Here is a 12,895-nt window from a genome sequence, read left to right as displayed (position 1 = left end):
GGGTCACTTCGCTTTCATGCAGTCGCGTCAGCGACCGGTCTTCGGGGCCTTCCAGCGGGCGATGCCGCGGGCCACCAGATTGAGGATCATGACGAAGGCGATCAGGACGAGCGCTGCGGCCCATGCCCGGTCGTAGGAGGCTTCACTGCCGACCTTGTACTGCTCCCAGATGTACAGGGGGAGCGAGGACTGAGGGCCTTCGAAGGGGTTGGGGTTGATCAGCTGCGTACCGAAGACCAGCAGCATGATCGGCGCGGTCTCACCGGCGATACGGGCCACGGCCAGCATGACACCGGTCGCGATGCCGCCGATCGCCGTGGGCAGGACCACCTTGAGGATCACGCGCCACTTCGGCACACCGAGGGCCAGCGCGGCCTCGCGCAGCTCGTTCGGGACGAGCTTGAGCATCTCCTCGGTGGAGCGGACCACGACCGGCATCATCAGGATCGACAGGGCCATCGAGCCGCCGAAACCGGAAGGGCCGAAGCCGAGCATCAGGTTCCAGGTCGTCAGGATGAACAGACCCGCGACGATGGAGGGGATGCCGGTCATGACGTCGACGAAGAAGGTCACGGCCTTGGCGAGCGAACCCCGGCCGTACTCGACCAGGTAGACGGCGGTCAGCAGGCCGACGGGGGCCGCGATCGCGGTGGCCAGGGCGACCTGCTCGATCGTGCCGAGCAGCGCGTGGTAGACGCCGCCGCCGGGCTCGAAGCTGGTCACGCCGTTCATCGAGTGGCTGAGGAAGTCCCCGTCCAGGGCCTCCATGCCGCGGCCGATCGTGGTCCACAGCAGCGAGAGCAGCGGGACGACGGCGAGGACGAAGCAGACCCAGACGACGGAGGTCGCGACCCGGTCCTTGGCCTGGCGGCGGTTCTCGATCACCGAGCTGGCGGTGTACGTGATGACCACGAAGAGCAGGCCGGCGAGCAGACCCCACTGGATCTTGCTGTGCAGGCCGAGGAGGGCGCCGATACCGCAGCCGAGCACGATCGACGCGGCCGTGATGGCGACCGGGGCCCAGCGGGGCAGGCTGCCCTGCGTCAGGCTGGTGGGGGCGGCGGACTTGGGCGCCCGGGAGGGGCGCTGGTCCTGGAGTGCGTGGCTCATCAGGCGTTCGCCCCCGAGAAGTCCTTGCGACGGGCGATGATCAGCCGGGCTGCGCCGTTGACCAGCAGGGTGAGCAGGAAGAGCACGAGGCCGGAGGCGATCAGGGCGTCGCGGCCGAACTCGTTGGCCTCGTCGAACTTCGCGGCGATGTTCTGCGCGAACGTGCCGCCGCCCGGGTCCAGGATGTGGCCGGAGATCAGGAAGCTCGGGGAGAGGACGGTCGCGACGGCCATCGTCTCGCCCAGCGCGCGGCCGAGGCCCAGCATCGAGGCGGAGATGACACCGGAGCGGCCGAAGGGCAGGACCGACATGCGGATGACCTCCCAGCGGGTCGCGCCGAGGGCCAGGGCGGCCTCCTCGTTCATGCGCGGGACCTGCAGGAAGACCTCGCGGCTGACGCTGGTCACGATCGGCAGGATCATGATCGCGAGCAGGATGCCGACGGTGAAGAGCGAACGCGCGACGCCGACCTGGGTCTTGTCGAAGACGTAGGTCCAGCCCATGTACTCGTCGAGCCACAGGTTCAGGCCGCCGAGGTACGGGACGAGGACGAGGGCGCCCCAGATGCCGTAGATGATCGACGGCACGGCGGCCAGCAGGTCGACGACGTACGCGAGCGGCGCGGCCAGCTTGCGCGGCGCGTAGTGCGAGATGAACAGGGCGATGCCGACAGCGACCGGAACCGCGATGGCCATCGCGATGATCGAGCTGACGACGGTGCCGAAGAGCAGGACGGCGATGCCGAAGACGGGGGGCTTGGCCGAGGCGTTCCAGTCGAACGTGGTGAAGAAGTTGCCCTCGTTGTCGGCCAGCGCGAGAGAGGCGCGGTAGGTGAGGAAGGCGGCGATCGACGCCATGATCACCAGGAGCAGGATGCCGGAGCCCTTGGAGAGGGCGGCGAAGATCTTGTCACCGGCGCGGCCGGTGGACCTCTCGCTCCTGGTGACAGGCGGAGCCGTGTCTATCTGGGTGGGTGTGGAAGCCATGTTCTTTCCGGTCTGGATGGGGGGCAGGCCCCCCGGGCGGCGGTGCACCGGATCCCCTGGGTGAAGGGGAGGGTCCCCGGGCCGGTCCGCCCCCGGACGGGGGAGCGGACCGGTGGTCCCGGGGCTTCAGATTCAGCTGAGCGACGCGATGACTTCGCGGACCTTGGCGTTGATCTCGGCCGGGATCGGGGCGTAGCCGTTCTCGGTGAGGATCTTCTGGCCGGCGTCGGACGCGGCGTAGTTCAGGAAGGACTTCAGGGTCGGCAGCGCCTCGGCCTTGTTGCCCTTGTCGCAGACGGCCTCGTACGTCACCAGGACGATCGGGTAGGCACCCTCGGCCTTGGTGGTGTAGTCGAGCTTCAGGGCCAGGTCGGAGCCGGTGCCGGAGATCTTGGCGGCGGCGATGGCCTTGGAGGCGTTCTCGCCGGTGGCCTTGACCGGGGCGGAGGCGCCCGTGTTCACGTCCACCGTCTTGATGCTCTGCGACGAGGCGTAGGAGAGCTCGAAGTAGCCGATCGCACCGTCAACGGCCTTGACCTGCGAGGCGACACCGGAGGAACCGGAAGCGCTCTGGCCGCCCGGGGCCGGCCACTTCTTGGCGGCCTCGTAGTTCCAGGCGTCGGGAGCGGTCGCCTTGAGGTACTTGGAGAGGTTCTCGGTGGTGCCCGAGTCCTCGGAGCGGTGGAACGCCTGGATCGCGGTGGAGGGAAGCGTGACGCCGGGGTTCAGCTTCTTGATCGCCTCGTCGTCCCACTTCTTGATCTTGTCGTTGAAGATGTTGGCGATCGTGGGGGCGTCCAGCACCAGCTTGTCCACGCCGGAGACGTTGAAGCCGATGGCGATCGGGCCGCCGACCATCGGCAGGTCGACACCCTGGCCGCCGGTGCAGATCTTCTTCGAGTCCTCGACCTGCTCGGGCTTCAGCGCGGAGTCCGTGCCGGCGAAGCTGACCGTGCCCTGGTTGAAGGCGACGATGCCCTCACCGGAGGAGACGGACTTGTAGTTGACCTCGACGCCGGAGCAGGCGGCCATGTAGTTCTTGACCCACAGGTCGACGGCGTTCTTCTGCGCGGAGGAGCCGGAGCCGAGCAGCTTGCCCTTGGCGCCGTCGCACTTGATGTCGCCCGGGGCCGGGGCGGAGGCCTTCGGCGTGGTGCCATCGGCGCCGGTCTTCGTGTTGTCGTCCGAGCCGCACGCCGTGAGGACCAGGGCGCCGGACACGACGAGCGCGCCGAGGGCGGAGGCACGAAGCCGGTTCTTGCGCTGAAGCTTCACTTTCGGGTGTTCCTTCCGAGGAGCCGCCGGCCGCTTTCTGTGTCGGGGCGGCGTGCGAAGAGGACTACGGGTCGCGTGGTGCGGGCCCCGTGATTTCCGTCGCGGCTCGCTCCGTGCAGTACCGAAATTAGGCAGAACAGGTGAAGCGGTCGACGGTGGTCGGTGAACGGACGGTGAACCGTGGCGGACGGGCCGGTGCGGATGGGTGGGTTTGTACCTGGACGTAATCGGGCGTTATTCGCCCGTTACCCCTCCGTGACCTTCTCCTGGCCGTCGGTGGGGTGGGGGTGGGGGGTGGCTGGAACTCGACGGTTCCATCGCCCCCGGGGCGGGGCCGGTGCGCCGCTCGGGCGGGGCCGCCGGCGCCTGGGGCCCTGCCCCGGACCCCGCGCCTCAAACGCCGGCGGGGCTGGAAGACCCTGGGGCTCCGCCCCGGACCCCCGCGCCTCAATCGCCGGCGGGGCTGGATTGGGCGGGCCTGGTTGTTCGGGTGCGGGTGCGTTGCCGGGGGCCAGCCCCCGGACCCCCGCGCCTCAAACGCCGGCGGGGCTGGATTTTGGCCGGCGTAGCCGTTCGACTGCAGCCCTGCAGCCCTGCTGCCAGGGCCAGGGCCAGGGCCAAGGCCTGGGGCGGGGCCGGTGGTGGCTGGGGTGCCCGGAGGGCACTCCCAGCCCCGCCGGCGTTTGAGGCGCGGGCGCGGAGCGCCGTGTGGTGAGGCGCGCCCGGGCGCCGGGTCCGCACCCCTCCAGCCTCGCCGGCGTTTGAGGCGGGAACGGTGGAAGGGCGGGTAGGGGACCCCGCCCCGCGCAGCGGCAACGGTCCGCAGGCGACAGACGGGCCCGGCCACCCGGACCGGCCCCGCCCGGCCACCGCCAGCCGGAGGCCGGCGCAGCGGGACGAAGCCGGGGAGGCCGCTCGCGGCCGAGCCGCGCGAGCGGCGCGTCGGGAAATGGGCGCGGCGCGTCAAGAAATGGCCAGGGGGTGCCAGAGGTGGTGGAAGGTGTGGCGGGCGGCTTCCACCGCGTGGCGTTGGTCGGCGTGGAGGATGCCGAGGGCGTAGGCCGTCGCCGGGGCGATGCGGGGGGTGCGGGCCGCCGTCGCCGACGCGGTGGCGGCTTCGGAGGCGTCGCGGTGCCGGTCCAGGGCCTCGCCCGCGACCGCCAGCCGGGCCACGTCCTCGCCGAGGGCCTCCCGCGCGTACCGGTGCACCCGCAGCAGGCGGCGTACCTCGTGCCAGGCGGCGTCCTCGTGCGCCGCGTACGGGGTGCTGTCCTGCGGGTCGGGCAGGGCCGCCACGGCGGTGTCCAGGCGGGTCTGGGTGACCGCCGCGAGCGGGACGAGCACGTCCGGGACGTGGCCCCGCGCCGCGACCGGGTCCAGCGGCACCTCGGAGGCCAGGACGGCCACGGCGTCGGCCACCGCGTGGAAGCGCGACGAACCGAGCGCCTGGAGGGTCGCGGAGTGGGCCCGGGTGCGTGCCAGCGTGAGCTGGCGCTCCAGCAGGGCGCCCGCCCGCGCCGAGCCCACGGTGAGGGCGCCGGCGGAGCCCGCACCGCCGCGCGGGGAGGGGACCTCCGGGGAGCCGGAGAGGCGTTGCAGGGCCTCCATGAGCAGCGCCAGCCGCGAGGCGTACGCGTGTTCGTCGGCGAGGGTGGCGGAGAGCCAGACGAGCTCCGTGCGCAGCGAGTCCGCCCACCCCGATTCGGTCACCACCCGGAACGTGCTCAGGGAGCCGGCGATGCGGCGCGCGGCCCCCCGCAGGCCGCGCGCCGCTTCGCTGCTCTCCGCCGCGTCGGATCCGCCGGCCGTGCTCTCGCCGTGCAGGCGCAGGGCGCGCAGGAAGGCGGTGGCCTGGGATCTCAGGTAGACGCCGAGCACGTCACCTGCGGTCGGGTCATGGTTTGGCTGAGCCACGCCGGCGCCTCCGGGCGTCTATGAGCATCTCCTGTACGTGCCGCAGCGGCTGTCCCTCGGCGTCGGTGCTGTGCCGGGTCCATTCGCCGTCCGGGCCCAGGTGCCAGGACGACGTGTCGTCGGACATGCCGGTCTCCAGCATCCGGTCCAGTGCCGCGCGGTGGGCCGGGTCGGCGACCCGGACCAGTGCCTCGATGCGACGGTCGAGGTTGCGGTGCATCATGTCGGCGCTGCCGATCCACACCTCGGGTTCGCCGCCGTTGCCGAAGGCGAAGACCCGGGAGTGTTCCAGGAAGCGGCCGAGGATCGAGCGGACCCGGATGTTCTCCGACAGCCCGGTGACGCCGGGGCGTACGGCGCAGATGCCGCGCACCCAGATGTCGACCGGGACGCCGGCCTGCGCGGCCCGGTAGAGGGAGTCGATCAGGGCCTCGTCGACGATCGAGTTCATCTTGAGGCGGACGTACGCCGGGCGGCCCGCCCGGTGGTGGTCGGCCTCCTTGTCGATGCGCGAGATGAGTCCGTCGCGCAGGGACTTCGGGGCGGTCAGCAGCCGGCGGTAGGTCTCGCGGCGCGAGTAGCCGGACAGCCGGTTGAAGAGGTCGGAGAGGTCCGCGCCGACCTGCGGGTCGGCGGTGAGCAGGCCGAGGTCCTCGTACAGCCGGGCGGTCTTGGGGTGGTAGTTGCCCGTGCCGACGTGGCTGTAGCGGCGCAGCGTGTCGCCCTCCTGGCGGACGACGAGGGAGAGCTTGCAGTGGGTCTTGAGGCCGACCAGGCCGTAGACGACGTGGCAGCCGGACTCCTCCAGCTTGCGCGCCCACTTGATGTTGGCCTGCTCGTCGAAGCGGGCCTTGATCTCGACGAGGACGAGGACCTGCTTGCCGGACTCGGCGGCGTCGATCAGCGCGTCGACGATCGGGGAGTCGCCGGACGTCCGGTAGAGGGTCTGCTTGATCGCGAGGACGTCCGGGTCGGCGGCGGCCTGTTCCAGGAAGGCCTGGACGGAGGTGGAGAAGGAGTCGTACGGGTGGTGCAGCAGGACGTCGCGCTCGCGCAGGGCGGCGAAGATGTCGGGCGCCGACGCGGACTCCACCTCGGCGAGGTCACGGTGGGTGCCGGCGACGAACTTGCTGTACTTCAGCTCGGGCCGGTCCAGGGAGGAGATCCCGAAGAGGGCCGTCAGGTCGAGGGGGCCGGGCAGCGGGTACACCTCGGCTGCGCTCACGTTCAGCTCCTGGACCAGGAGGTCCAGTACGCCGGGGTCGATGGACTCCTCGACCTCCAGGCGCACGGGCGGGCCGAAGCGGCGCCGCATGAGCTCCTTCTCCAGGGCCTGGAGGAGGTTCTCGGCGTCGTCCTCCTCCACCTCGAGGTCCTCGTTGCGGGTCACCCGGAACATGTGGTGCGCGAGCACCTCCATGCCGGGGAACAGCTCCTCCAGGTGCGCGGCGATGACGTCCTCCAGCGGGACGTAGCGCTGCGGGGAGGCCTCCAGGAAGCGCGACAGGAGCGGCGGGACCTTGACGCGGGCGAAGTGGCGGTGACCGCTGGCCGGGTTGCGTACGACGACGGCCAGGTTCAGGGAGAGGCCGGAGATGTACGGGAACGGGTGCGCGGGGTCCACGGCCAGCGGGGTGAGCACCGGGAAGATCTGGTTGCGGAACAGGGTGAAGAGGCGCGCCTGCTCCTTTTCGGTGAGGTCGGGCCACCGGATGAGGTGGATGCCCTCCTCGGCGAGCTGGGGGGCGATGTCCTGCTGGTAGCAGGCGGCGTGCCGGGCCATGAGCTCGCGCGAGCGGGTCCAGATCAGATCCAGGACCTCACGGGGCTGCAGGCCTGAGGCCGAACGGGTGGCGACACCGGTCGCGATGCGGCGCTTGAGGCCGGCGACGCGGACCATGAAGAACTCGTCGAGGTTGCTCGCGAAGATCGCGAGGAAGTTCGCGCGCTCCAGGAGCGGGGTGGCGGGGTCCTCGGCCAGTTCGAGGACGCGCTCGTTGAAGGCCAGCCAGCTGCGCTCGCGGTCGAGGAAGCGGTTCGCGGGGAGCTCGCCGGTCTCGTCCTTGTCCTCGTAGGCGTCCAGATCGGCGTCGAGGTCGGGATCGAGGTCCACGTGGGGGCGGTGGGCGGCTATGGAGCCGAGACGCGCCTTTGTCCTGGCCGTCTGGGCTGCCTGGGCGGCCTGGGCCTGCTGGGGCGTCTGGGCCGGTTGGCCCGTGCGGTCCAGGTGCGAGGGGTGCTGGGCGGGGACCTCGGTGGGGCCGGCGGGCCCTGCGCTGGGCTGGTGGCTCATGACTCCATTCTTCCGCGCACGCGGCAGGACAGGCGCGTCGGAAGTGTCGGCCGTCAGTCGGAGTCGGGGCTGCATGTCCGGAGACTGGCAAGCGTGTCTGAATGCCCGGTTAATGGCGTATGGCTTCCAGGGTCCGGCCGGGGGTACGCCGGTCCTGGGCGGGGGCCGTGTGCGGCTGGGCCTGCGGTTCGGGTGCGGGTGGGTTGCCGGGGGCCGGCCCCCGGGCCCCTGCGCCTCAATCGCCGGCGGGGCTGGGTGTGGCGGCGTGTCCGTTCGGGTGCGGCGCCGTTGCCGGGGGCCAGCCCCCGGACCCCCGCGCCTCAAACGCCGGCGAGGCTGGATTGGGCTGGCGTAGCCGGTTGGGTGCGGGTCCGTTGCCGGGGGCCAGCCCTCGGGCCCCTGCGCCTCAATCGCCGGCGGGGCTGGATTTTGGCCGGCGTAGCCGTTCGACTGCAGCCCGGCTGCCAAGGCCTGGGGCGGGGCAGGTGGTGGCTGGGGTGCCCGGAGGGCACTCCCAGCCCCGCCGGCGTTTGAGGCGCGGGCGCGGAGCGCCGTGTTTTGAGGTGCGCCCGGCGCGAAAGGTGCACCCGCGGGTGCGGGCGCAGCCCCATCCAGCCTCGCCGGCGTTTGAGGCGGGAACGGTGGAAGGGCGGGTAGGGGAACCCCGCCCCGCGCAGCGGCAACGGTCCGCAGACGACAGACGGGCCCGGCCACCCGGACCGGCCCCGCCCCGCCACCGACGGCCGGAGGCCGGCGCAGCGGGCCGAAGCCCGGGAAGCGCGCCAGCGCTGAGCGGCGCGAGGCACGCGTCAAGAAGGGTGCGGCTCAGCTTTCCGTGCGGTACATCAGGTCCACCTCGTGGGTGGTGAAGCCGAGGCCCTCGTAGACCGCGAGGGCCGCCGGGTTGTCGGCGTCGACGTAGAGCATCGCCGTCGGCAGGCCCTGCGCCGCCAGGTGGCGCAGGCCGATCGCGGTGAGGGCCTTGCCGAGGCCGCCGCCCTGGGCGCCGGGGCGGACGCCGACCACGTACACCTCGCCGAGCTGCTCGGCGGCGTGGACCTTCGTCCAGTGGAAGCCGGCCAGTTCGCCGTCCCGCTCCGCGAGGAAGAACCCCTTCGCGTCGAACCACGGCTGCGCGATCCGGTCGTTCAGGTCCCGCTGCGTGAGCGCGCCCTGTTCGGGGTGGTGGGCGAAGGCGGCGGCGTTGGCGGCGAGCCAGGCGGCGTCGTCCTGGCCGGGGACGAAGGTGCGGACGGTCACGCCCGGGGGGAGGACGGGTTCGGGGAGCGGGGCGGCGTCCGGGCCGAGGGGGCGGCGCAGCTGCCGGAGTTCGCGGAAGAGGGTGAGGCCGAGGACCTGCGCGAGGTGCCGCGCGGCCGACTTGCCGCCGTGCGCCCAGACCCGGATCCGCTTGCCGGAGGCGGCGAGCAGGGCGGAGCCCAGCGCCCGGCCGTGGCCGCGTCCGCGCAGCGCGGGGTGGACGAGGAGTTCGGCGGCGGGGGCCTCGACCGGGTCGGTGTCCTCCAGTTGCCCGTAGGCGGCGAGCCGGCCGTCGGCGGTGAGGAGGAAGTGCCGGATGCCCTCGCGCGGTCCGCCGCGCAGCTGGAGCCGGCCCTGTTCGGAGACGGCGGTGGTGCCGTCGGTGCGGGCCGCTTCCTCGATGAGTGCGAGTACGGCGTCGGCCTGTCCCTCCGTCAGTTCGTCGAGGGTGTCAATCTGCCGTCCCGGCTCCACGGCCGCTGCTGCGTCAGTCATGGTCCGAGCCTACGGCGCCGCCGCTCGCCGGTGTCCGACGTCGGCGCGTAACCAGCTCGCAACCCGCTACCCCCTGTCGTGCTACGCGCGTTGACCATAGGCTTCGGCGGACCTCCCAAGTTGTCTCGCTGTCCACAAAGGGGAATAAATGTCAGCGACGCCACAACGGCTCCGCACGGCCCGCCGGTTGACCTTCACCGCTCTCGCCCTCACGGCGGGGGCCGGGGCGATGGTCGCCGCCGCTCTGCCGGCTGGGGCCGCGAGTGGTGGCGGTGCGGCCAAGGGCCGGACCGTCGACGTACAGATGCTGTCGTTCAACGACTTCCACGGCACGCTGGAGCCCCCGCAGGGCTCCTCCGGCACGGTGAGCGAACGCCAGGCAGACGGCACCACCAAGGCAATACCGGCAGGCGGTGTCGAGTACCTCGCGACCGCCCTGCGCGAGGCCCGCAAGGGTCACGAGTACTCCGTCACGGCCGCGGCCGGCGACATGATCGGCGGCAGCCCGATGCTGTCCGGTCTCTTCCACGACGAGCCGACCGTCGAGGCGCTCAACAAGCTGAAGCTGGATGTCAGCAGCGTCGGCAACCACGAGTTCGACGAGGGCAAGACCGAGCTGCGCCGCATGGCGTACGGAGGCTGCCACCCGGTCGAGGGCTGCTTCGAGTACGGCAAGACGTTCACCGGATCCGAGTTCAAGTACCTCGCGGCCAATGTGACGGACGAGAAGACCAAGCGTCCGATGATGTCGCCGACCTTCATCTGGAAGAAGGACGGGGTGAAGATCGGCTTCATCGGCGTCACCCTGGAGGGCACTCCGGACGTCGTGACCGCCGACGGGGTCAAGGGCCTCAAGTTTGGCGACGAGGTCGAGACGATCAACAAGTACGCCGAGGAGCTCAACCGGCAGGGCGTGAAGTCGATCGTCGCGCTGATCCACGAGGGCGGGCTGCCCGCGAGCGGCGCGTACAACTACGACTGCGACGTGCCGGGCGCGGGCGCCGGGATATCCGGTGCGATCGTCGACATCGCGAAGAACGTGAACCCGAAGGTCGACGCGCTGGTGACGGGCCACACCCACCAGGCGTACTCCTGCAACATCCCCGACCCGGCGGGCAACCCGCGTACGGTCACCTCGGCCGCCTCGTACGGCCGGCTGTTCACGGACACCACGCTGAAGTACGACCGGGCGACGAAGGACATCGTCCGTACGCCGGTCAGCTCGCCGAAGCCGGTCAACAAGGTCGTCAGCCGTGACCTGGCCAAGGCCGCCGACATGAGCGAGCTCATCGGCCGCTGGAAGAAGCTGGCGGACCCGGTCGCGAACCGTCCGATGGGCTACATCTCCGGTGACATCGCGGGCCGTGGCTCCGAGGCGCCGGAGAAGCCGCTCGGTGACCTGATCGCCGACGCGCAGCTGGACGCGACGGCTCCGGCCGACCGGGGCGGCGCGCAGCTGGCCATCATGAACCCGGGCGGCATCCGTGCCGACCTGGCGTACAAGGCGGCGGGCGCCGAGGGCGACGGTGTGGTGACGTACGGCGAGTCGTACACGGTGCAGCCGTTCAACAACCTGATGAACATCGTGGACCTGACCGGCGCGCAGCTGATCACGGCGCTCCAGCAGCAGGTCAGCGGCACGGTCAACGGCCCGAACCCGAAGATCCTCCAGGTCTCGAAGGGCTTCACCTACACCCTGGACATGACGAAGGCGGGCGCGGACCGGATCGTCGTGGACTCGGTGAAGCTGAACGGCGCGGCCATCGACCCCGCCAAGACCTACCGGGTCGCGATGAACGAGTTCCTCGCGGGCGGCGGTGACGGTTTCACCGTCCTGAAGGAGCACAAGAACAAGCTGGTCGGCATCTCCGACCTGGAGGCCTTCAACGCCCTGCTGGCGAAGTCCTCCGCGGCGAACCCGATCGCCCCGCCGGCGGCGAACCGGATCACCGTCGTGAAGTAGTACGAGCAGCTGGGTGCGGAGGGGCGGTGGGCCGGTGGCCCGCCGCCCCTCCGGCGTTCGGTCCTACAGGCCGGCGAGGAAGTCCCGCACCGCGGCGTGGAAGCCCTCCGGGTTGGTGAACGGCACGAAGTGGTCGCCGTCGAGGGGCGCGTACGCGGTGCCCGGGCGCCGGGCGGTCATCGCCTCGGCCGTCTCCTGGGGGAGCGCCAGGCTGCGGGTGCCGTGGACGAGCAGGGCGGGGCAGGTGCTCTTCAGCCAGGTGTCCCAGTGGTCGCCGCGGCACGCCTCGATGGAGTCGAGCTGGTCCTGCGGGTGGAACGCCACCCGCCAGCCGGAGCCGTCGGACAGGGGGCGCAGGCCCGGGGCGACGAGTTCGGCGGCTTCGCCGGCGGCCGCGACGAGCTCCTCCCGGGTGGGCGCGGTGTAGGGCAGGTCGCGCAGGAAGTCCCACCAGGCCGACCTGGCCGGGTGGGTCTCGACGGTGGTGTCCACGTTGATGAGCGCGGAGATCCGGCCCGGGTGGGCGGCGGCCAGGTGGTAGGCGTTGAGTCCGCCGAGGGAGTAGCCGAGGAGGGCCACGGGCGCGTCGAGGCCGAGGTGGTCGAGGAGGGCGACGGCGTCGGCGACGTAGCCGGCGCGGCGGTAGTCGGGCGCCCGGTCGGAGTCCCCGTGGCCGCGCTGGTCGGGGGCGATGACCCGCCAGTCGTCGCCGAGGACGGCGGCCAGGCCGGTGAAGGCGGCTGCCTCGGACATCCCGCCGTGCAGGGCGAGCAGCGGCCGGCCGGGGCCCCCGAAGTCCAGGTAGGACAGCGTACGGTCGTCGATCTTCAGCTCGTGGCGCATGGCGTCGCGCATGGCGTTGCTCTCCCCTGTGTGCTGGTCGGTGGGACGTCTTCAGCCTGCCAGGATTTGGGCAAGCGCGCAATACGTACGTCTTGGGCGAGTGCCCAAAACGGGGCGCGGATACGATCCCGGCATGGGAAATCGCGAGGACCTGCTGGCCGGAGCGCGCCGCTGCCTGGAGGAGAAGGGCTACCTGCGCACCACCGTGCGCGACATCGCCTCCGCGGCGCAGGTGAGCATGGCCGCGATCGGCTACCACTACGGCTCCCGCGAGGCCCTGCTCAACCAGGCGCTCTTCGCCGCCATGGACGAGTGGGCGGCCGGCTCGGGCCGGCTCGCCGGACAGGGCGACACCACGGTCGAGCGGTACGCCGACACCTGGGACCGCAAGATCCGCGACTTCGGCGAGATGCGCTGGCTCTGGCTGGCCTCCGTCGAGGCCTTCGTCCACGCGCAGTCCTCGCCCGAGCTCCTCGGGATCCTCGCCGAGGGCCAGCGCCGCAACCGCCGCATGGTGGCCGCCCAGCTGGCCGGCGTACCGCTGGAGGAGGTCGCGGAGGAGGACGTACGGGGCCTCGGATCGGTGCACCTCGCGCTGCTGAGCGGGGTGATGGTGCAGGCCCTGACCGACCCGGAGCACGCGCCGGACGGCCGCGCCCTTGCCCAAGGGCTGCGCAGGATGGCGGAGTTGCTGGAGAAGCCGGTCTCTACCGACGGGTAGTAAAGGCGGGCCCCGCGTGCCATGATCCGGCCTGT

At 71.5% G+C, this 12,895-nt stretch carries 9 protein-coding genes; 2 read left to right on the top strand and 7 right to left on the bottom strand.

Going from position 1 to position 12,895, the window contains the following annotated elements; genetic code table 11:
* Positions 1–27 precede the first annotated feature (27 nt).
* The 6 genes from pstA to mshD all read right to left on the bottom strand — a co-directional run bounded on the left by pstA (position 28) and on the right by mshD (position 9,333).
* Positions 28–1,110: a phosphate ABC transporter permease PstA gene (gene pstA / locus OOK31_RS33740; RefSeq protein WP_267091202.1), complete on the bottom strand. Its 1,083-nt coding sequence runs from the start codon at positions 1,108–1,110 to the stop codon at positions 28–30.
* Positions 1,110–2,096 carry a phosphate ABC transporter permease subunit PstC gene (gene pstC / locus OOK31_RS33735; protein WP_267091201.1) on the bottom strand — a complete coding sequence of 329 codons (987 nt, stop codon included), beginning with the start codon at positions 2,094–2,096 and terminating at the stop codon, positions 1,110–1,112. Before pstC ends, pstA begins: the two co-directional genes overlap by 1 nt.
* Before the next feature lie 132 nt (positions 2,097–2,228).
* The gene (gene pstS / locus OOK31_RS33730) at positions 2,229–3,371 is read right to left on the bottom strand and encodes a phosphate ABC transporter substrate-binding protein PstS (protein ID WP_267091200.1); all 1,143 of its coding nucleotides are present in this window, start codon (positions 3,369–3,371) and stop codon (positions 2,229–2,231) included.
* A gap of 963 nt (positions 3,372–4,334) precedes the next feature.
* A complete protein-coding gene (locus OOK31_RS33725) occupies positions 4,335–5,285 on the bottom strand; it encodes a CHAD domain-containing protein (protein ID WP_267091199.1) in 951 nt (316 codons plus the stop codon).
* Complete coding sequence (locus OOK31_RS33720; RefSeq protein ID WP_267091198.1) at positions 5,266–7,578, bottom strand: RNA degradosome polyphosphate kinase; 2,313 nt, start codon at positions 7,576–7,578, stop codon at positions 5,266–5,268. Before OOK31_RS33720 ends, OOK31_RS33725 begins: the two co-directional genes overlap by 20 nt.
* A gap of 825 nt (positions 7,579–8,403) precedes the next feature.
* Positions 8,404–9,333 (bottom strand): mycothiol synthase, encoded by a 930-nt coding sequence (gene mshD / locus OOK31_RS33715; protein WP_267091197.1) that lies wholly within the window; start codon positions 9,331–9,333, stop codon positions 8,404–8,406.
* 148 nt (positions 9,334–9,481) lie between these two features.
* Between mshD and OOK31_RS33710 the strand changes: the two genes are divergently transcribed.
* Positions 9,482–11,296: a bifunctional UDP-sugar hydrolase/5'-nucleotidase gene (locus OOK31_RS33710; RefSeq protein ID WP_267091196.1), complete on the top strand. Its 1,815-nt coding sequence runs from the start codon at positions 9,482–9,484 to the stop codon at positions 11,294–11,296.
* 63 nt (positions 11,297–11,359) lie between these two features.
* On the opposite strand, the gene OOK31_RS33705 is transcribed toward OOK31_RS33710, so the two are convergent.
* Positions 11,360–12,151, bottom strand: a complete 792-nt coding sequence (locus tag OOK31_RS33705) for an alpha/beta fold hydrolase (protein ID WP_267091195.1) — start codon at positions 12,149–12,151, stop codon at positions 11,360–11,362.
* 121 nt (positions 12,152–12,272) lie between these two features.
* Between OOK31_RS33705 and OOK31_RS33700 the strand changes: the two genes are divergently transcribed.
* Positions 12,273–12,860, top strand: a complete 588-nt coding sequence (locus OOK31_RS33700) for a TetR/AcrR family transcriptional regulator (RefSeq protein WP_267091194.1) — start codon at positions 12,273–12,275, stop codon at positions 12,858–12,860.
* The last annotated feature ends 35 nt before the right edge of the window (positions 12,861–12,895 follow it).

The sequence above is a fragment of the Streptomyces sp. NBC_00249 genome (assembly GCF_026342355.1).
Lineage (GTDB): Bacteria > Actinomycetota > Actinomycetes > Streptomycetales > Streptomycetaceae > Streptomyces.
This window is presented reverse-complemented; position numbering and strand designations above follow the sequence as displayed.